The organism is Tardiphaga sp. 839_C3_N1_4 (assembly GCF_051811045.1).
Classification (GTDB): Bacteria; Pseudomonadota; Alphaproteobacteria; order Rhizobiales; family Xanthobacteraceae; genus Tardiphaga.
In genome coordinates this window covers 3,008,522-3,028,823 of sequence record NZ_JBPWQD010000001.1, presented here as the reverse complement: position 1 = coordinate 3,028,823, position 20,302 = coordinate 3,008,522, and the positions used below count along the sequence as shown (strand labels likewise).

Sequence of the window (20,302 nt, the reverse complement as noted above, 5' to 3'; positions counted from 1 at the left end):
GTACTCTGACCTGAATGCGATGGACCTCTGATGCTGTCATTCGTTGCCCAGAGGATCGTGAAGGGCGTGTTCGTCCTGATTGCGATCATCGTGATGAACTTCTTCCTGATCCGTCTTGCGCCCGGAGATCCCGCAGCGGTGATGGCCGGCGAGGCCGGCGCCAGCGATGCGCAATTCGTCCAGCAGCTGCGTGAAAAGTTCTCACTGGACAAGCCGCTGCCGGAGCAGCTGTTCATTTACGTGAAGGGTGTCGTCACCCTGGACCTTGGTTTCTCGTTCCGCCAGCAGATGCCGGTCGCGAAGCTGATCGCCGAGCGGTTGCCGGCGACGCTGCTGCTGACGCTGACGGCGTTTGGCATATCGCTGTTGCTGGGCATCACATTCGGTACGCTGGCCGCGAGATTTGCGGGGACATGGGCGGACACCGCCATCACTGTCTCGGCGCTGCTGTTCTATGCCACGCCGATCTTCTGGGTCGCGTTGATGTCGATCCTGCTGTTCTCCGTCTATCTCGGCTGGCTGCCGAGCTTCGGCTACGAGACTATCGGCGCGAACTACACCGGGCTTGCGCATGTCAAGGACGTGGCCCTGCATCTGGTGATGCCGGCGATGACCATCGGCCTGTTCTTCATGGCGACCTATACGCGCATGACGCGCGCCTCGATGCTCGAGGTCAAGCGGCTCGATTTCGTCAAGACGGCCCGTGCCAAGGGCCTGCGCGACAACATCATCCAGCGCCGTCACGTGCTGCGCAACGCGCTGCTGCCGGTGGTGACGCTGGCCGGCGTCCACTCCGGTACGCTCGTCGGCGGCGCCGTGCTCACCGAGACGGTGTTTGCATGGCCCGGCATTGGCCGGTTGCTCTATGAGGCACTCTTGCAACGCGATTATAACCTTCTGCTCGGCGTCTTTGTGGTCTGCTCGGCGATGGTCCTGATCTTCAATCTCGTCACCGACCTCGTTTATCGGCTGGTCGATCCACGCATCGAGTTTGCATCATGAAGAAGTTCTGGAAATTGATGCTGCGCAATCCTGGCGGCCTTATCGGTCTGGTCATCATCACGATTGCGATCTTCATCGCGCTGTTCGGGCAGATGATCTTTCCGACCTCGCCCTGGCGCATGGTGCAGCGGCCGTTCCTGCCGCCCTTCACCAATCCCATGGTGACCCTCGGCACCGATGCGCTGGGCCGCGATGTGTTTGCCGGCCTGATCTATGGCGCCCGCGTGTCGCTGCTGGTCGGTCTCGTTTCGACTACCGTGGCGCTCACCATCGGCGTGCCGCTCGGCGCCATCGCCGGTTATTTCGGCGGCAAGGTCGACGACGCCCTGATGCGCTTCACCGAGTTTTTCCAGACCATTCCGAGCTTCCCGCTGGCCATTGTGCTGGTGGCGATCCTGCAGCCGTCGATCTATTCCATCGTTGGCTCCATCGCCATCGTCTCGTGGCCGCCGGTGGCGCGTCTGGTGCGCGGCGAGGTGCTGTCGCTGCGTACGCGCGAATATGTCCAGGCCGCCATCGTGACCGGCCAGAGCAACACCTGGATCATCTCGCGCGAGATTTTGCCGAATGCGCTGTCGCCGGTGATCGTGCTGGCCTCGCTGATGGTGGCCAATGCGATCCTGCTGGAATCCTCGCTGTCGTTCCTCGGCCTTGGCGATCCCAACCTGATGTCCTGGGGCTATATGGTCGGCGCGGGCCGGACGGTGATCCGTCAGGCCTGGTGGATCACGGTCTTCCCCGGCGTCGCCATCCTGATTTCGGTACTCGGCATGAACCTGATCGGCGAAGGCCTCAACGACGCGCTCAATCCGCGCCTGGCGAAGGATAGCCGCTGATGACTGCTACCCCCGCCGTTTCCATCAAGAACCTGAAGATTGCTTTGCCGAAGAGCGCCGAACGCCCTTATGCGGTCGACGGCGTCTCCATCGATCTCATTCCCGGCGAGATCGTCTGCGTCGTCGGCGAATCCGGCTCCGGCAAGTCCATGTGCGCGCACGCGCTGATGGGCCTGCTGCCGGATACGGTGAAGACCGAGACCGGCGAAGTTCTGTTCGAGGGCCAGAATCTCCTGAAGCTCGACGAAAGCGGCTGGCGCGAAGTGCGCGGCCGCGGCATCGCCATGGTGTTCCAGGAGCCGATGACGGCGCTCAATCCGCTGATGCGGATCGGCGAGCAGATGATGGAAATGTTCGAGGCCCATAATCTGCTGACGCCGAAGGAACGTCGCGCCAAGGCGCTCAATCTGGCGAAGGAAGTCGGTCTGCCCGATCCGGAGCGCATCATCCGCGCCTATCCGCATCAGCTCTCCGGCGGCCAGCGCCAGCGCGCGATGATCGCCATGGCGCTTGCGCTCGAGCCATCGGTGCTCGTCGCGGATGAACCGACCACGGCGCTCGACGTCACCACCCAGGCGCAGATCCTCAAGCTGATCCGCAACCTGCAGCGCAGCCGCAACATGGCGGTGATGTTCATCACCCACGATTTCGGCGTCGTCGCCGATATCGCCGATCGTGTCGTGGTGTTGCGTCATGGCAAGATCGTGGAAGAAGGCTCGATCGACGCCGTCTTCAGGAATCCGCAGCACGATTATACCAAGGCTCTGCTGGCTGCCGTGCCGTCCATGCACCCGCCGGTGCGCGCGTCGCTGGATGAAAATGCGAAGGCTGTCGAGGTCATCGGCCTCGACAAGACCTATGTGACCTCAGGCGGCTGGTTCAAGCCGGATCGCCGCGTGCAGGCAGCAAACGAAGTCACGTTCTCGATCATGCAGGGCGAGACCGTCGGTTTGGTCGGCGAGTCCGGTTCGGGCAAGTCGTCCGTCGCGCGTCTCGTGATGCGGCTGATCGAAGCCGACCGCGGCACCGTGCGCATCGGCGATGTCGATCTTACAGCTCTCGAAGGCAAGGCGTTGCGCGCGCAGCGCCACCGCATCCAGATGATCTTTCAGGATCCGTTCGCCTCGCTCAATCCGCGCCGCCGGGTCGGCCAGATCATCACCGATGGCCCGATTGCCCGCGGCACCGACCCCAAGGTCGCCATGCAGCGTGCGCGTGATCTGCTCGGGATGGTCGGCCTTGATGCCGGCTCGCTCGATCGGTATCCGCACGAGTTCTCCGGCGGCCAGCGCCAGCGTCTCGGCATCGCCCGCGCGCTTGCAATGGATCCGGAGATCATCGTCGCCGACGAAGCCGTCTCTGCACTCGACGTCTCCGTGCAGGCGCAGGTGCTGAAGCTGCTGGAAGACCTCAAGGCCCGCCTTGGTCTCTCGATGCTGTTCATCACCCACGATCTGCGCGTCGCTGCACAGATCTGCGACCGTATCGCGGTGATGCAGCGCGGTGTCATCGTCGAACTGAAACCGACCGCCCAATTGTTCGCGGCGCCGGAACATCCCTACACCCGCGAATTGCTTGGCGCCGTCCCCGGCCAGAGTTCGCCATCCCAGGCCGCCTGACCTTATGCCGACGTCTCCCGTGACTTGCGTTTTCCTGAGCAGGACCATCAACCTGCGCAAATACCTGGCCAACGAAATCGCCCGGCTCGACGGCAAGGTGAGTTTTGTCGATCACCTCGACGGCACCGATCCCGCCACAGTCAGCATGGCCGTGAGCTGGCATCCGCATGCGGATGCGTTCGATCACTATCCGAACCTGAAGGCGGCGTGTTCCATCGGCGCCGGTGCCGACAGCATCCTGAACTGTCCGAGCCTGCGCGACGGCATCGACGTGGTGCGCGTGGTCGAGCCGGCACAGGCGCAGATGATGTCCGGCTTCGTGATCTGGAACGTGATCTATCACCAGCGCCAGTTCGGGACTTACCTGCAGAACCAGCGCGATCACGTCTGGAAGCGCCTCGGCGGCGGACGCCGCCCGTCCGAGGTTCCGATCGGCATTCTCGGCTACGGCGCTATCGGTGCACGCGTCGCCTCGGATCTGGCGATGCTGGGCTTTCCCGTCCGGGTCTGGAGCCGTTCGGGCAAGCCGACGACGCCCGGCGTGACCGGCTTCCACGGCAGCGACGGACTCGACGCGATGCTCGCGGGCTCTGAGGTGCTGGTGAACCTGCTGCCACTGACCGAGGAAACCCGCGGCATTCTCAATGCAAGCCTGTTTGCGAAGATGCCGCGCGGCAGCTATCTCATTCAGGTCGGCCGCGGCGAGCACTCCGTCGAGCAGGATATTCTCGATGCGCTCGCAAGCGGGCAGCTCTCTGGCGCGACACTCGATGTCTTTCACACTGAACCGCTGCCCAAGGACCATCCGTTCTGGTCGCATCCGCAGATCGTGCTGACGCCGCATGACGCCTGCGAGGTCACCATGACCGCCATCGGTGATACCATTCTCGCCACTGCCGAAGCCGTGCAGGCCGGTGTGCAGCCGAAAGACTCGGTGGATCGCAGCCGCGGCTACTGAGCCTAAGTGTCCACTGCCAGCCCGACGATCGCAGCCGACGCTTCCAGCCAGTGCAGGAAACTGCCGGCCATGCTGCGCGCGACTGCGATGTGAATCGTCGGCGCCTCGTCGACCTTCCATAGCGTCACGCCCATATGGGCGATCTGCGTCACCGCCACGCTGCCGGCGGGAAACGCCGCGGCGCTGAGATCGATAGCGACGCCCTTGGCCAGCACATCGAGCAGGGCCGGACCTGACAGCCTGAGCAGACCGACGCCATCGGACTGATCGACCACCGAGGCGAGGCCGTCGAGCTGCTGCGCAAGGCTATCGACGAAACGCGGTGTGCCCGCATCGTGGGTCACCAGCCAGCGGCCGGGACCGGTGCCGAGAAACGAGGTCGCATCGCTGCCGGAACCGTGCGGTCCCAGTGGCAGGTTGATATCGAACTGTTCCTTCACGGCAGCAGCGAGCGCGGCACCCTGGCCTTTGCGGGCCATGACCGTCGCAATGGCGATGCCGCGACGCTCGCGCGCGATCACGCCGCGGCCATCGCCTATGGAGCGCAACTCAGCGAAGGCGGAGATGTGAGCAAGGTCAAGCACGCAGCCGCGCTCCTTCTGCATCGATGAAGACGGGATCGACGACTTCGAGCTCATAGTCGCCTGACCGGACCGGGTCCCAGGCGCGGATGATCTCGCCGTGCCGTTCCGGTCCGCGCGCCAGCAGGCCAAGGCCGATCCAGTGATTGTTGCCCGGGCTGAAGGCCGTTGAGGTGATGAAGCCAACATTGTTGTCCGGCGCAGGTGTGACATCGCGCGCAAACAGCAGCGCGCCGTTGCGCAGGCGCTGGCTGCGATCGACCGGCCGCAGGCCGACCAGCGTCGGCCGATCCGGATCGATCAGTGCCTCACGCCCGGCCATGGTGCGGCCGATATAATCCTTTTTCACTGACATCATGCGTCCAAGCCCGAGATCACGCGCCACGGTCTGGCCGTTGAGTTCGGAACCGGCGACATGGCCCTTTTCGATCCGCATCACCGAGAGCGCCTCGGTGCCATAGGGCGTGACGTCGAAGGCCTTGCCGGCCTGCATCAGTGCGTTGAACAGCGCTTCGCCATAGCCCGCCGGAGCCGCAATCTCGTAAGCAAGTTCACCGGAGAACGAGACACGAAACAACCGCAGCGGAACGGTGCCGACATGGAATTCGGCACAGGCCATGTACGGAATGGTCTCGTTGGAGACGTCAAAGGCGTCGCCGAGCAGCGCCTGCAGCAGGTCGCGCGACTTCGGCCCCGCGACCGCAACTTGCGCCCATTGTTCGGTGACGGAGACTATCTGCACGTCGAGCTCGGGCCACAGCACCTGATGGCAGTATTCGAGATGCTGCATCACCTTGCCGGCATTCACGGTGGTGGTCGTCATTACATAATGATCGGCGGAGAGACGCGCCGTCGTGCCGTCGTCCATCACGAAACCGTCCTCGCGCAGCATCACGCCGTAGCGCACCTTGCCGACGGGCAGCGTCGAGAAGGTGTTGATATAGACGCGGTCGAGGAACGCGCCGACATCGGGCCCGCGCAGCGCGATCTTGCCGAGCGTCGAGACATCGCAGATACCGACGCCGGAGCGCACCGCCTTCACTTCGCGGGTAACGCTTTGCAGCCAGTCAGTCTCCCCCGGCGTATTGAACCACTGCGCGCGCATCCATTGGCCGGCTTCGACGAAGGTGGCGTTTGCCGCAGCGGAGGATGCGTGGCTCGCCGTCAGCCGCGTCGGCTTGAAATGCTTGCCGCTGTGCAGACCCGCAAAGGCACCGATGGCGACCGGGACATGCGGCGGGCGCGCCCGCGTCGCGCCGGTCTCGGCGATGGTTTGCCTGATTTCGCCGGCCAGGATCGCAAGTCCGTTGACGTTGGACGTCTTGCCCTGATCGGTGGCCATGCCCAAAGTCGTGTAACGCTTGAGCTGCTCGACCGAGCGGAAGCCCTCCTGCGCGGCAAGGGCGACGTCGGTTGCGGTGACATCGTTCTGCAGATCGACGAACGCCTTGCGGCGCGATCCCTTGAACAGCCAGACCGGAGTGTTGCCGGATGCTGCTTCGTCACTTGCGAGGATCGGCTTCTGCGCCTGCAGTCCAAGGCCGACATGCGAGGCAGCTTTTGCTCCGGCCAGCGCGCCATGTTGCAAGGCGTCTGCGAGCGTCCATTGCGCCGCTGCGGCTCCCGCGAGTTGCATGCCCGGGGGCAGATCGTTGCAGAGGAATGCCGACTTTTCCTCCGACCAGCTCCCCTTGCCACCGAGATGCGTGGCGATGCCGATGCTCGGCGACCAGCCGCCGGAGACGCCGAGCGTATCGACGGCCACGCTGCGTGTCTTGTCGGTGCTGTCGGTGAGGGTGATGTCTGTGAGCCGGCGATAGCCCGATGTGTCCGAGACATGCGCGCCGAGGAATTGAGGTGCGGTGCCTGCGAGTTTGCGCACGTCAGGCGCAACGTCTGTCCGTGCATCGACCATAACAGCGATCTCGGCGCCGGCCGCTTGCAAGTCGAACGCACTGCGCCAGCCGTCATCCGACGTGGTGAAGATCGCGATGCGCTGGCCCGGAGTGACACCGAAACGGTTGGCATAAGTGCGCAAAGCCGACGCCAGCATGACACCGGGCCTGTCATTGCCGGGAAACACCAGCGGCCGTTCGGACGCGCCGGTCGCTAGCACGCATTGTTTGGCGACGATCTTCCATAGCCGCTGACGCGGCGCGAAGGGCGGTGGCACCGGCAGGTGATCGCTGACGCGCTCGATGGCGCCATATTCGCCGTCATAGGCGCCGAACACGGCGGTGCGCGTGAGGATGCGGACATTTGGCAGCGTGTTGAGTTCGGCTTCCGCCAGCGCCGCCCATGAGGCCGCCGACACGCCATCGATCTGTGCGGTGTCGCTGAGCAGGCGGCCGCCAAGCACGAAGTCTTCTTCGGCGAGAATGACGCGCGCCCCGGCGCGTCCGGCAGCGAGCGCTGCAGCGAGGCCTGCCGGGCCGGCACCAATCACCAGCAGATCGCAGAACGCGTGCGACTTCTCGTAAGTATCTGGGTCGTCGAGGCCGCTCAGTGCGCCCAGACCGGCCGAACGGCGGATTGCCGGTTCGTAGAATTTCTCCCAGAACGCAGCGGGCCACATGAAGGTCTTGTAGTAGAAGCCGGCATTGAGCAGCGGCCCGGCGAGCTGATGCACGGCGCGCAGATCGAAATTCGGCGACGGCCAGCAGTTCTGGCTCGATGCGTTCAGCCCATCAAAGAGTTCTACCGTGGTCGCCTTGGTGTTCGGTTCGGCGCGCGCGCCGGAGCGCAATGTCACCAGTGCGTTCGGTTCTTCCGGTCCGGCGGAGAAGATGCCGCGCGGCCGGTGATATTTGAACGACCGGCCAACCAGCATCGTGTCATTGGCGAGCAGCGCCGACGCCAACGTATCGCCGGCATAGCCGCCATAGCTCCTGCCGTCGAAACTGAAGCCGATCGGCTTGGACCGATCGATCAATCCACCGGCTGCGAGGCGACGCGATGTGCTCATGACGCAGCCTCATCATGCGCGAGTACCGCATCGATCACTTCATGGGTCGAGACGTTGCGCGTCACCTTCAGCCAAGCGTGGCAGCCGGCCGTGTGATACCAATATTCCCTGTGAACACCGACCGGATTGTCGCGCAGATAGACATAGTCGAACATCGCATCGGCATTGTCGGGCGTGGGCCGCGTCAGCGTGGCGTCGCCGGAATAGGAAAACTCCGAGGTGTCGCGGGATCCGCAATAAGGGCAGGGAATGCGCATGGGGCCTCAGTGCAGGTTCGGTTGGGCGCCTTGGCCCTTTTCATCGACGATGCGACCGCTGCGAAAGCGATCCAGCAGCAGCCGATTGGCGGCGGGATGCGGTTCGTCTTTCGCCAGCAGATGCGCGAAGACGAAGCCCGAGCCCGGCGTCGCCTTGAAGCCGCCATAGCACCAGCCGGCATTGAGATAGAGCCCGTCGATATGGGTACGGTCGATGATCGGCGAGCCGTCCATCGACATGTCGACGAGGCCGCCCCAGTTGCGCAGCATTCGCGCGCGGCCGACGGCCGGCATCAGCGCCATGCCGCCTTCGCAGACATCCTCGACGACAGGCAGGTTGCCGCGCTGGGCATAGGAGTTGTAGCCGTCGATATCGCCGCCGAAGACGAGGCCGCCCTTGTCGGACTGGCTGATATAGAAATGCCCGGCGCCGAAGGTGATGACGCCGGGAATGACAGGCTTCAATCCTTCGGAGACGAAGGCCTGCAGCACATGACTTTCGATCGGCAGCCGCATCCCGGCCATCGCCGCGACGCGCGACGACGAGCCGGCGACGGCGAGGCCGATCTTCTTCGCCCTGATCGCGCCGCGTGAGGTCTGCACGCCCACCGCGCGACCGTCGACGATATCGATCCCCGTCACTTCGCAATTCTGGATCACATCGACGCCGCGATCGCTGGCGCCGCGGGCATAGCCCCAGGCGACGGCATCATGGCGCACCGTGCCGCCGCGTTTCTGCAGCAGCCCGCCCTGGATCGGAAAGCGCGCCGCATCGAAATTCAGGAACGGATAGAGTTTGCGCACGCCCTCGCGGTCCAGCAACTCGCTGTCGGCGCCGTTCAGCCGCATCATGTTGCCGCGCCGCGCATAGGCGTCGCGTTGGCCGTCGGAATGATAGAGGTTCAGCACGCCGCGCTGGCTGACCATGGCGTTGTAGTTGAAGTCCTGTTCGAGGCCTTCCCACAGTTTCAGCGACAGCTCGTAGAGCGAGATGTTTTCCGACAGCAGATAGTTGGAGCGGATGATCGTGGTGTTGCGGCCGATATTGCCTGACCCGATCCAGCTCTTTTCCAGCACGGCGATATTTGTGAGGCCGTATTCCTTCGCCAGATAATAGGCGGTCGCGAGGCCATGGCCGCCGCCACCGACAATGACGATGTCATATTCGGGTTTGGGGGCGGCATCGCGCCATTGCGGCGTCCAGCCTTTGTGGCCAGTGAGGGTTTGCCTGAGCAGCGACGTCAGCGAATAGCGCATGGAGAATCCGGGTGGCGATCAGGCCCGGAGTGTCGCGTATTTCGGGGATCGGCGCCAGTCCATGGGCGACATTCAGAAGCCCATTAGCGACATCGTGAGATGATGTCGTTTAGCGCGCCAGCCAGAAGCCGCCCAGCACCAGGATCATGGCCAGCAGGCTGATGATCCCAAGCACGGCCGCAGTGATGGCCAGCAGGCCGTGGGAGTCGAGCCATCCGCGTAATGCCTTTTCCATGGTGCTGAAACTCTCCCGGTGATTTGAGTTTATCGTTGCAGGCTGGCACCGTATCAAACACTTCAGGCGCCGTCGTCTCGGACGGTTTCGCCATATTGAAGAATTGACATGCTTGAGGAAGTGACATGGACAATCTGAACACGCAGGGCATTTCAGTGCCGAAGCTCGGCCTCGGCACATTCAAGCTTACGGGCGACGGCTGCGTCGCCGGCGTGGAAAGTGCCATCGGGCTCGGTTATCGGCACATCGACACCGCCGAGATGTATGGCAACGAGGCCGAAGTCGGTGCCGGCATCAAGGCCTCCGGCATCGCCCGCAAGGATCTCCATGTCACCACCAAGGTCTGGCCCGAGAATCTCGCGCCGGATGCCATCAAGCGCGCCTTCGACACCAGCCTGAAGAAGCTCGGTCTCGATGTCATCGATCTCTATCTGGTGCATTGGCCCTCGAAGGGCATGGATCTGCCGGCGATCTTCGAGACGCTGCTGAAGCTGAAGGACGAGGGCCGCGTCCGCGCCATCGGCGTCGCGAATTTTCCGGTCAAGCTGATGAAGCAGGCGGTGGAAGAGATCGGCGCGCCGGTTGCCTGCAACCAGGTCGAATATCATGCGCTGCTCGACCAGACGAAGCTGTTGACCTATCTGCGGTCCAAGTCGATCCCGCTGGTGGCCTATTGCCCGCTCGGTCAGGGCCGGCTGGCCGACAATGACGCGATGAAGACCATCGCCGCCAAACACGGCGTGTCGGCGGCGCAGGTCGCATTGAAATGGTTGCTCGATCAGGACGGCGTCGCCGCGATCCCAAAGGCATCCCGCAAGGAGAGCCAGCAGGCCAATCTCGACGCGCTGAAGGTGACGCTGGACGACGACGACCGCAAGGCGATCGCGGCATTGCCGAAGACGCAGCGACTGGTGAATCCGGGTTTCGCGCCGGATTGGGATTGATCTTGCTTCTCCCTCCCCCTTGCGGGGAGGGTGGCCGCGCGTAGCGCGGTCGGGTGGGGGTGCCACAAACTCCGGCCCGAGTGTGGGGCTACCCCCACCCCGGCCTATCGGCCGACCCTCCCCGCTGCGCTTCGCTTGGGGGAGGGAGGCCATCGGCCGCAGCGCTTGAACTAACCGTGGCTGTGCTCCTTCTTCTTCCCCTCCACCTTCTTCCCCGTCGGCATCATCACCACGCGGCCATATTTCACGCCGCGCTCCGCAATGATGTGATCGGCAAAGTGTTGTACTTCGCTGCCGGAGCCGCGCAGCGCGGTCACTTCCATGCAGTTGTCGCCGTCGAGATGCACATGCAGCGTCGCCAGCGAGAGGTCGTGGTGATGGTGATAGGTGTCGACCAGACGGCGTGACAGATCGCGCTGGGCGTGGTCATAGACATAGACCAGGGCGGCCACGCATTCGCCGGCCTTGCCCTTTTCCTGTGCGGCCTGCTGCATGCCGGCACGGGCGAAATCGCGGATCGCTTCGGAGCGGTTCTGATAGCCGTGTTCGGCGATCATCGCATCCAGCTCTTCCATCAGGTCGTCATCGAGCGTGATCGTAATGCGCTGCATCGGTCCTCTCAAATAGTATGATGAATCTTTGACTTTGTCATACTCGGCATGTCAGTGTGTTCCCGTTGAACCCAGCATAGCCCGGCCGCCTGACCGATGCATCGCTCTCTCTTTCCATCGGCCGGACTGTCGCTGGTCTCATTGCTTACAGCCGTCACGCCGTCTCCTGCGCAACCGGCAACCGTGCTGTCGCCGGTTGAAGTCGAGGCGCCGCCGCGGCATGCGGCGAAGCCGCGCGTACCGCGCAGCGGGAATGAGGCAGGCCGCCCGGCGGCACGCCATGTTGCCGCACCGACGTTGGGGGCCGGCGGCATGAGTGTCACCCCCGGTGCGGCACAGGCGCTGCCCGCCTCTGCCAGTGAAAGGACGATCAGCGGCACCGAGGTCAATGCACGTCCTCTGTCGCGCCCGGCCGAGGCGCTCGAAGTGGCGCCCGGCCTGATCGTCACCCAGCATTCCGGAGACGGCAAAGCCAACCAGTACTTCCTGCGCGGCGTAAATCTCGATCACGGCACCGATCTCGCCATCTCCATCGACGGCATGCCGGTGAACATGCGCACCCATGGTCACGGCCAGGGCTATGCCGATACCAACTTCCTCATCCCCGAACTGATCAGTTCGGTGAATGTCCGCAAGGGACCGTATTTCGCCGACGAAGGCGACTTCTCGTCCGCGGGTGCGATCCATGTCAGCCTGATCGACAGTGTCGCGCGCACCATGGCGTCGATCACATCAGGCAGCTTCGGCTACAACCGCGCCTTCGGCGTCACGTCGGGCGAGGTCGGCGAAGGCACGCTGCTGGTGGCCGCCGAGGCCAATCTCTATAACGGCCCGTGGGACAATCCCGACAAGCTTCAGAAGCTCAACGGCGTGATCCGTTACAGCCAGGGCACCGCTGACAACGGCTTCTCGCTCACCGGCATGGCCTATGGCAACAAGTGGAATTCGACCGATCAGGTGCCGCTGCGGGCGATCACTTCTGGCGAGATCGGCCGCTACGGCGCGCTCGATCCGAGCGATGGTGGCAATTCGGAGCGTTTTTCGCTGTCCGGCCGCCTCCGGCAAACCGATCTCGACAGCGCAACCAAACTCGATTTCTACGTCACCAAGAGCAAGCTCAATCTTTGGAACAACTTCACGTTCTTCCTCAGCGATCCCGTCAATGGCGATCAGTTTCACCAATATGACGACCGCGTGCTCGGCGGCATCAATGCCTCGCATACATTCAAGTACAATATCGCGGGCTTCCGCAACGAAACCGAAGTCGGCATCCAGAGCCGCTACGACGATATCAATGTCAGCCTCGGCAACACCATCAAGCGGCAATATCTCTCGACCACGCGCAACGACGGCGTGAAGGAAGGCAGCGTCGGCGTGTTCGTCCAGAACACGACGTTCTGGACCGACTGGTTGCGCACCAATATCGGCTGGCGCGGCGACTATTACGACACCACGGTCAATTCGTTCTTCAATCCCGCCAATTCCGGCAGTGCCACGGCGACCATCGGGAGCCCCAAGGCCGGTCTGGTGATTGGTCCCTTTGCGAAGACCGAGCTGTTCCTGAATGCCGGCGAGGGCTTTCACAGCAACGATGCGCGCGGTGTGACCATCAAGGAATCGCCGTCTGATGGTTCGCCGGTCGATAGCTCGCCCTTCCTGGTCAAGACAAAGGGCGCCGAAGTCGGGCTGCGTACCAAACTCATTCCAGGGCTGACCAGTTCGATCGCGCTCTTCATGCTGGATTCCGCCTCCGAAATCCTGTTCGTCGGCGATGCTGGTGACACTGAAGCCAGTCGTCCCAGCCGCCGCGTCGGCTTCGAATGGACCAACGACTACAAGCCCACGTCATGGCTGAGTCTTGAAGCCGACCTCGCAATGACGCGCGCGCGCTTCCGCGGCAGCAATGCCGACCAGGCGGCGGCCTATGCGGAGTTCGACGGCTATCCGGCCTCGCAGATCGGCAACGCGCCCGGCAATTTCATTCCCGGCGCCCCCAACATGATCGCCTCGGCTGGCATAAGGCTGGGCGAAGCGACCGGTTGGTTCGGCGCCTTGCGCTATCGTTATTTCGGCCCGCGTCCGCTGACTGAAGACGCGGCCTTCATCTCGCCAGCCACGGGCCTGCTCAACGGGCAGGTTGGTTACCGCTTCGACAATGGCTGGCGCATCCAGCTCGATGCCTTCAACATCCTCGACAGCAAGTCCGACCAGATCACCTATGCCTATGGCTCGCTGCTGAAAACGGACTCGCTGTTCGCCGCGTGTTTCCCGGCGGGTGGCGGGGCGCCGACGGCGCCTGCTGCCGTGTGCCAGACCGGCATCATGGACCGCGTGCTGCATCCGGTCGAGCCGCTGGCACTGCGGCTGACGGTGGCCGGCCGGTTCTGATCTCGCGGTTCTGACTTTGCCGCAGCGCAGCTTGCCTATTCCGGAAGGCGGTAGCATCATCCCTCCCAATGAAAAGAGGCAGGGAGGTGTTGATGCTCGCACGGGTTCGTTCCGTTTCGCGCCGTTGGCCATTCACGCGTGCCAGCGCCGGTTTGAAGGCGCTGCTGGCGATCGTCTCGCTCCCGTTAGCAACAGGGCTCATCATGTCATCGGCCAGTGCCGCCACCTATGTCTATGTCGGCAATGCCGACAGCCAGAACATCAGCATTCTCGAACTGAAGGCGAATGGAAATCTCGCTGCGATCGATACCGTGGCGGTGCCGGGGCCGGCAAAGCCCGGCGGCTCGCTGCCGCTGGCCATCAGTCCTGAGAAGCACCGGCTCTATGCCGGTTTGCGCAACGAGCCCTACACGGCGGTGACCTTCGATATCGATGCCAAAACTGGAAAACTGAAACTTGTCGGCCCCGGGCCGCTGGCCGATTCCATGGCCTATATCGCCGTCGATCGCACCGGGCGCTTCCTGCTCAGCGCGTCCTATGGCGGCAACAAGGTGACGGTGAACGCCATCGGGCCGAATGGCGTGATCGCGCCGGCACAGCAGGTCGTCGCCACCGAACCGAATGCGCATTGCATCATCGTCGATCCCACCAATCGCTATGTGCTGCATACGAGCCTCGGCGGCGATGTCATCTATCAGCAGAAATTCGATGCCAAGGCCGGAAAGCTGACGCCGAACGATCCGCCGACCGTGAGCGTGAAGGCGAAAGGTGGCCCGCGCCATCTGGTGTTTTCGCCTGACAAGAAGTTCGTCTATCTGCTCAACGAACTCGACGCGGCGATCTATGTATTTCCGTGGGACGCCGCGACTGGCACGCTGAAGAAAGAGACGCAGGTCGCCTCCGCGCTGCCCAAGGGCTTCGAGGGCAAGCCCTGGGCGGCGGATATCCATCTGACGCCGGACGGCAAGTTTCTCTATGCGTCGGAACGCACCAGCAACACGATCGCGGCGTTCCGTGTCGATCCCAAAACCGGCGCGCTGACGTCGCTCGGCTCGACCGCCACGGAAAAGCAGCCACGCGGATTCAATATCGATCCGTCGGGCCGCTATCTGCTGGCAGTTGGTCAGCTATCGAACAGCATGACAGCCTATGCCATCGACAAGGCGACGGGCGGCCTGACCAAGTTGGGCGAAACACCCGTGGGCAAGAATCCGAACTGGGTCGAGATCGTGAACCTGCCTTAACGGAAGATGCCTCTTACAGGCATCGACGCGCCGGCTTCTCGCTCCCTCGCCCCGCACTGCGCGGGGAGAGGGCTGGGGTGAGGGGCGAGGCACGACCTCACGTTTCTGTTGCTATCGGTGAGTCGGAGATCGCACGACCCGATAGCTCAAGATTGTAGTTGCTGTCGCGATCGGCCCCTCACCCGGCGCTACGCGCCGACCTCTCCCCGCGCAGAGCGGGGAGAGGTTAAGTGGCCATCCGGTAGCTTCCGCCGATGACCGGATCGCCGTCCGTCAGCACCATGCCGCGGGCGACGAGGTCTTCCAGATGCGCCAGCACCGAATAGCCGGCGGCACCCGTCAGGCGCGGATCGAGCCCGATATAGATTGCACGCACAATGGTCGGAATATCCGCCTCGCTCTTGCCGAGGCGATGCAGGATCGAGGCCTCGCGGGCGCGGCGGTGGCTAATGAGAAAGCGCACATAGCGCTGCGCATCGGGAATATCCGGACCGTGGCCTGAGAAATACAGGTCTTCGTCGCGCCCCGCGAGTTTGTCGAGCGAGGCCATGTAGTCGATCATCGATCCGTCGGGCGGCGCCACGATGGAGGTCGACCAGCCCATCACATGATCGGCGACAAACAAATATTTCTTCTCGCGCCAGGCGAAGGCCATGTGGTTGGCGGTGTGGCCGGGCGTGAAGACGCCTTCGAGCGCCCAGCCGTCGCCCTCGATCACGTCACCGTCCGCCACCAGCACGTCCGGCTTGAAGTCGCGATCGCTGCCGGATTCCGGCGAGTGTTTCTCACTCTCGAAGCGCGGCCGCGAGGCGCGGTGCGGGCCTTCGGCATAGACCGTGGCGCCGGTGGCGGCCTTGAGCGCCGCGGTATTCGGCGAATGGTCGCTATGGGTATGGGTGACGAGAATATGCGTCACGGTCTCACCCTTCACGGCATCGAGCAGCGCCTGCAGATGGGCGTCGTTGGCCGGACCGGGATCGATGATCGCGACCTTGCCGGTACCCACGATGTAGCTGTTGGTTCCGGTGAAGGTGAAAGGCGAGGGGTTGTTGCAGAGAACCCGGCGCACGTTTGCGCGGACCTGATCGACGACGCCGGGCTTCAGCGGATAATCGCGATTGAACGGAACGTCGTCGTTGGCGCTGGTGTCCTTGTCGCTCATGGTCGGTCCTTCCCAGAATTCTTGACCGTGATGACTAGCAAGGGGAGCGGGGAAAGCAAACGGCCCGATCTCGCGCCTGCCATGCGTTGGAAGCGTCAGGCGCCGTAGGCCCTATGCGTGCCCCGGCCCGAACATCAGCGATCGGTGCGCGCCGACCCCGGCCATTGCGCCATCGCCCACCGCAAGCGCCACGGAGCCCGTCGCGCGCGCCATGTCACCGCAGGCGAACACGCCGGAGACGGTGGTTTCCTTGAACATGTCGGTCTGCAGGAACGGTCCCATTGGCCCGTCTTCCATGGCACAGCCCAGCTGTGCGCCGAGTGGCGACGCCGGACTGGTGCGCGTCAGCGTGAACATGCCATCGAGCGGAATGATGCGGCCATCCGTGAGTTCGACATCGATGGATGCGCCTGACAATTGCCTGATCGGTTCACGCTCGATGGTGACGCCGCGCTGCATCAGTTGCATGAGCTGGTCCGCATCCGGCGTGAAGGCGCGGTTGAGGAACAGCGTCGTCGATCCCCAGTCCGGCAGCATCAAGGCGTGATGCATCGACATCTCCGACGACGCCAGCACGCCGATGCGGCCCTGATTAAGCTCGTAGCCGTGGCAATAGGGGCAATGAAACACATGCTTGCCCCAGCGTTCGGCGAGACCTCGGACGTCCGGCAATGTATCGACCACGCCGGCGGCAAGGATGATGCGCCGGGCCTCGTATTGCGCGCCGTTCCCTGCGCTGACGGTTAACTCATCGGCCAGGCCTTTGCCGGCGGTGGCCTTTGCATCGACCCATTGCACTGTTGGATAGGCCAGCAATTGTGCGCGGGCATCCGCGGCGATAGCGCCGGGGGCGCGACCGTCCTGGCCGAGGAAGCCGTGCGAATGGGCCGCGAAGCGATTGCGGCGCTGGCCGGAATCCATCACCAGAACCTTGCGGCGCGCACGCGCCAATTGCAGCGCTGCGGAGAGGCCAGCATAGCTGCCGCCGATGACGATGGCATCGAAACTCATTTTGTCTTCCTTGAAATCTTGCTCTGAATTTTGCTGAGATGGTCCTCCGCCCGCGCGTGAAAATCCGCGGCGAGCTGCGCCAGCGTGACATCCGCAAGGCGGCCGATGAGCACGGCTTCCGCTTCCGCGAAGGCCGATGTGAGCGAGTGATTGACCGCCTGCTCAACGAGGCAGGTCGGGCTTTCCAGATGAATGCCCATCGCCATCAGGCTGGGCTTGCCCAGCGCGTCATAGATATCCTTCAGCGTCACCGTGGACAGATCGCGCGCGATCTCCCAGCCGCCGCCATGACCCTTTTCGGAACGCACAAGGCCTGCTTCGCGCAGCCCCGCCATGGTGCGGCGGACCACCACGGCATTGGTGGTCATGCACATGGCCAGTTCGGCTGAGGTCATTGGGCGGTTCTGCTCGGCCATGTGCAGCAGCGCATGCAGCGTGGCGGAGAGGCGGTTGTCTCGTCTCATGTAACTTATGATGATACATGATGCCGGGCGCGTCAAGCCGCCCCGGTTTTGAAGTCCTCAAACGAAAAATGCCCGGCACAAGGCCGGGCATTTCGAAGCGGTTGATTTACAGCGCGAGCGGCTTAACCGAACGCCTGGATACCCGTGATCGCGCGGCCGAGGATCAGCGCGTGCACGTCATGGGTGCCTTCATAGGTGTTCACCGTTTCCAGGTTCTGCGCGTGGCGCATCACATGGTATTCGGCCTGGATGCCGTTGCCGCCGTGCATGTCGCGGGCCATGCGGGCGATATCCAGCGACTTGCCGCAATTGTTGCGCTTGACCACAGAGATCATGTCCGGATGGAAGTTGCCTTCGTCCATCAGGCGGCCGACGCGCAAGCTGCCCTGCAGACCGAGCGAGATTTCGGTCAGCATGTCGGCGAGCTTCTTCTGCACCAGCTGGGTGGCAGCGAGCGGGCGGTTGAACTGCTTGCGGTCCAGCGTGTACTGGCGGGCGCGGGCCATGCAGTCTTCGGCGGCGCCGAGCACGCCCCAGGAGATGCCGTAGCGGGCGCGGTTGAGGCAGCCGAACGGACCCTTGAGGCCCGACACGTTGGGCAGCAGGTTTTCTTCCGGCACGATCACGCCGTCCATGACGATTTCGCCGGTGATCGAGGCGCGCAAGCTGAGCTTGCCGCCAATCTTCGGTGCCGTGAGGCCCTTCATGCCCTTCTCGAGGATGAAGCCGCGGATCTGGTTGTCATGTGCGGCGGACTTCGCCCACACCACGAACACGTCGGCGATCGGGGCGTTCGAGATCCACATTTTGGAGCCGGACAGCTTGTAGCCGTCGGACACCTTCTCGGCGCGGGTCTTCATGCCGCCGGGATCGGAGCCGGCATCGGGTTCGGTCAGGCCGAAGCAGCCGACCCACTCGCCGGTGGCGAGTTTGGGCAGGTATTTCTTGCGCTGGTTCTCGTCGCCGTAAGCGTAGATCGGATACATCACCAACGACGACTGCACCGAGTTCATCGAGCGGTAGCCTGAGTCGACGCGCTCGATCTCGCGGGCCACGAGGCCGTAAGCGACATAGCTGGCATTGGCGCAGCCATAGTCTTCCGGCAGCGTGATGCCGATCAGGCCGAGCTCGCCCATCTCATTGAAGATTTCGCGGTCGGTATGCTCATTGAGATAAGCGTCGTTGACGCGCGGCAGCAGCTTGTCCTGGGCGTAAGCGCGCGCGGTGTCGCGGATCATGCGCTCGTCTTCGGTGAGCTGGCTATCGAGCAGGAACGCATCGTCCCACTGGAAACTTGCAGCGGCCGGCTTGTCCTTTGCCTTGGGGGCAACGCTCATCGAAATCCCTTTCACATCATGGCTGAGTAATGCGCATTGGCTGCGCGTGTTCTGGTCGCAAGCGCTGTTTCGCTCAACAGGGTGCCGTCTCAGGTGGCACCCGCGCATTGCGTGCTACGGCATTTTAGGTCTTTGAACTATCGCCATCAAGCTGTTCGTTGCAGGCGATCTCGATGCCGAAACCCGACAGGCCCTTGTAGTCATGGGTCGACGAGGTCAGATGGCGGATCGAGGTGACGCCGAGATCGCGCAGGATCTGTGCACCGACGCCGATTTCACGCCACTGCCGGTTGCGGTCGGCTTCCGCCGACTTCGGCGCATCGAGCGGCTCGACGGGCACGCCCGCGGCGCCATCGCGCAGATAAACCAGCACGCCGCTGCCGTTCTTCTTGAAGCGTTCCAGCACGGGCTGCATCTTGGCCGGGCCGAAGAACACGTCGCGCACGATGTTCGGCTTGTGGAAGCGCGTCAGCACGTTCTTGCCGTCGCCGACGCTGCCGTAAACGAAGGCAACATGGTGGATCGGATCGAACGGCGAGCGATACGAATAGCCATGCAGCGGGCCGATCGGGCTGTCGGTGGTGAAGGTCGAGACGCGCTCGATCAGCTTTTCGCGGGCCTGGCGATAGGCGATCATGTCAGCGATCGTGACATGCTTGAGCTTGTGCTTGGCCGCGAAGTCGACGACCTGTTGGCCCTTCATCACCGAGCCATCGTCGTTCATCAATTCGCTGATGACGCCGACCGGGGCGAGATTGGCCAGCTTGCACAGATCGACGGCGGCCTCGGTATGGCCGGAGCGCATCAGCACGCCGCCCTCTCTAGCGATCAGCGGGAATATATGACCGGGGCGGGCGAAGTCATTGGCGCCGGCATTCGGATTGGCCAGTGCGCGGCAGCACGAGGCGCGCTCATCGGCCGAAATACCGGTACCGCCATCGGGCTTGTAGTCGATGGAGACGGTAAAGGCGGTGGTGTGATTGCTATCGTTGTTGACCACCATCGGATCGAGCCGCAACCGGCGTGCATCCTCGGTGGTGATCGGCGCGCAGACGATGCCGGAAGTATGCCGGATGATGAAGGCCATCTTCTCGGCGGTACAGAACGACGCGGCGACGATGAGGTCGCCTTCGCCCTCGCGGTCGTCATCGTCGGTCACCACGACCATTTCGCCGGCGGCAAAGGCTTGCAGAACGTCTGAAATCGGGTCGGCCATGAATGCACTCTTGCTCTGTGTGAAGTCCATATGGCGCAGAGCGGGGGGCGGTGCAACCCGCGGAAATGGGGGGCGGTATGCGGGTTCGCAGTGCGGAATGGAGGTAGGCTAGGCACCGGCCTCTCGCTCCCTCGCCCCGCTCTTGCGGGGAGAGGGCGGGGTGAGGGGCTCTTGCGATCCGCAAACTCCGTCGATGTGGTGAAGTCCGTGCCATG

The 20,302-nt window shown here is 63.3% G+C and carries 18 protein-coding genes; 7 read left to right on the top strand and 11 right to left on the bottom strand.

The genetic code is table 11. The annotated features are described in order from the left end of the window. Nucleotides 1-30 precede the first annotated feature (30 nt). The 4 genes from AB8A38_RS14540 to AB8A38_RS14525 are packed head-to-tail and all read left to right on the top strand — an operon-like array spanning nt 31 to nt 4,415. On the top strand, nt 31-1,002 hold the full coding sequence (locus tag AB8A38_RS14540; protein WP_315840671.1) for an ABC transporter permease: 972 nt from the start codon (nt 31-33) through the stop codon (nt 1,000-1,002). After that, nucleotides 999-1,838, top strand: coding sequence for an ABC transporter permease (locus tag AB8A38_RS14535; RefSeq protein WP_184513560.1), 840 nt, complete (start codon nt 999-1,001; stop codon nt 1,836-1,838). The genes AB8A38_RS14540 and AB8A38_RS14535 overlap by 4 nt, the downstream gene beginning before the upstream one ends. Further along, a complete protein-coding gene (locus AB8A38_RS14530; protein ID WP_439086419.1) occupies nt 1,838-3,457 on the top strand; it encodes an ABC transporter ATP-binding protein in 1,620 nt (539 codons plus the stop codon). The genes AB8A38_RS14535 and AB8A38_RS14530 overlap by 1 nt, the downstream gene beginning before the upstream one ends. Before the next feature lie 19 nt (nt 3,458-3,476). After that, a complete protein-coding gene (locus AB8A38_RS14525; protein WP_439086418.1) occupies nt 3,477-4,415 on the top strand; it encodes a 2-hydroxyacid dehydrogenase in 939 nt (312 codons plus the stop codon). A gap of 2 nt (nt 4,416-4,417) precedes the next feature. Here the strand turns inward: AB8A38_RS14525 and AB8A38_RS14520 are convergent, their stop codons facing one another. The 5 genes from AB8A38_RS14520 to AB8A38_RS14500 form a co-directional block, all read right to left on the bottom strand. Further along, nucleotides 4,418-4,999 carry a sarcosine oxidase subunit gamma gene (locus tag AB8A38_RS14520; RefSeq protein WP_439086417.1) on the bottom strand — a complete coding sequence of 194 codons (582 nt, stop codon included), beginning with the start codon at nt 4,997-4,999 and terminating at the stop codon, nt 4,418-4,420. Next, nucleotides 4,992-7,961, bottom strand: coding sequence for a sarcosine oxidase subunit alpha family protein (locus tag AB8A38_RS14515; protein WP_439086416.1), 2,970 nt, complete (start codon nt 7,959-7,961; stop codon nt 4,992-4,994). Before AB8A38_RS14515 ends, AB8A38_RS14520 begins: the two co-directional genes overlap by 8 nt. Continuing rightward, complete coding sequence (locus AB8A38_RS14510; protein WP_439086415.1) at nt 7,958-8,218, bottom strand: sarcosine oxidase subunit delta; 261 nt, start codon at nt 8,216-8,218, stop codon at nt 7,958-7,960. The genes AB8A38_RS14515 and AB8A38_RS14510 overlap by 4 nt, the downstream gene beginning before the upstream one ends. Nucleotides 8,219-8,224: 6 nt before the next feature. Next, entirely contained in the window at nt 8,225-9,475 is a 1,251-nt protein-coding gene (locus AB8A38_RS14505; protein ID WP_439086414.1) for a sarcosine oxidase subunit beta family protein, read from the bottom strand. A 109-nt stretch (nt 9,476-9,584) separates the two neighbouring features. Beyond that, the gene (locus tag AB8A38_RS14500; protein ID WP_439086413.1) at nt 9,585-9,710 is read right to left on the bottom strand and encodes a hypothetical protein; all 126 of its coding nucleotides are present in this window, start codon (nt 9,708-9,710) and stop codon (nt 9,585-9,587) included. A 125-nt stretch (nt 9,711-9,835) separates the two neighbouring features. Here AB8A38_RS14500 and AB8A38_RS14495 point away from each other — a divergent pair, with 125 nt between their 5' ends. Then, nucleotides 9,836-10,654, top strand: a complete 819-nt coding sequence (locus tag AB8A38_RS14495; RefSeq protein ID WP_439086412.1) for an aldo/keto reductase — start codon at nt 9,836-9,838, stop codon at nt 10,652-10,654. Nucleotides 10,655-10,824: 170 nt separating this feature from the next. Here the strand turns inward: AB8A38_RS14495 and nikR are convergent, their stop codons facing one another. Further along, the gene (nikR, locus tag AB8A38_RS14490; RefSeq protein WP_315840679.1) at nt 10,825-11,265 is read right to left on the bottom strand and encodes a nickel-responsive transcriptional regulator NikR; all 441 of its coding nucleotides are present in this window, start codon (nt 11,263-11,265) and stop codon (nt 10,825-10,827) included. Nucleotides 11,266-11,361: 96 nt separating this feature from the next. On the opposite strand from nikR, the gene AB8A38_RS14485 reads away from it, so the two are divergent. Further along, nucleotides 11,362-13,653: a TonB-dependent receptor domain-containing protein gene (locus tag AB8A38_RS14485; protein WP_439086411.1), complete on the top strand. Its 2,292-nt coding sequence runs from the start codon at nt 11,362-11,364 to the stop codon at nt 13,651-13,653. Between the two features lie 92 nt (nt 13,654-13,745). Further along, nucleotides 13,746-14,897 (top strand): lactonase family protein, encoded by a 1,152-nt coding sequence (locus AB8A38_RS14480; protein ID WP_439086410.1) that lies wholly within the window; start codon nt 13,746-13,748, stop codon nt 14,895-14,897. Nucleotides 14,898-15,123: 226 nt separating this feature from the next. On the opposite strand, the gene AB8A38_RS14475 is transcribed toward AB8A38_RS14480, so the two are convergent. The 5 genes from AB8A38_RS14475 to ribB form a co-directional block, all read right to left on the bottom strand. Next, nucleotides 15,124-16,059 carry an MBL fold metallo-hydrolase gene (locus AB8A38_RS14475; protein ID WP_439086409.1) on the bottom strand — a complete coding sequence of 312 codons (936 nt, stop codon included), beginning with the start codon at nt 16,057-16,059 and terminating at the stop codon, nt 15,124-15,126. Nucleotides 16,060-16,170: 111 nt separating this feature from the next. Further along, complete coding sequence (locus tag AB8A38_RS14470) at nt 16,171-17,070, bottom strand: NAD(P)/FAD-dependent oxidoreductase (protein ID WP_439086408.1); 900 nt, start codon at nt 17,068-17,070, stop codon at nt 16,171-16,173. Next, the gene (locus AB8A38_RS14465) at nt 17,067-17,534 is read right to left on the bottom strand and encodes an Rrf2 family transcriptional regulator (RefSeq protein ID WP_439086407.1); all 468 of its coding nucleotides are present in this window, start codon (nt 17,532-17,534) and stop codon (nt 17,067-17,069) included. The genes AB8A38_RS14470 and AB8A38_RS14465 overlap by 4 nt, the downstream gene beginning before the upstream one ends. Nucleotides 17,535-17,656: 122 nt before the next feature. Next, nucleotides 17,657-18,871: an acyl-CoA dehydrogenase gene (locus tag AB8A38_RS14460; RefSeq protein ID WP_120288483.1), complete on the bottom strand. Its 1,215-nt coding sequence runs from the start codon at nt 18,869-18,871 to the stop codon at nt 17,657-17,659. 124 nt (nt 18,872-18,995) lie between these two features. Next, nucleotides 18,996-20,087, bottom strand: coding sequence for a 3,4-dihydroxy-2-butanone-4-phosphate synthase (ribB, locus tag AB8A38_RS14455; RefSeq protein ID WP_089263618.1), 1,092 nt, complete (start codon nt 20,085-20,087; stop codon nt 18,996-18,998). Nucleotides 20,088-20,302: the final 215 nt, after the last annotated feature.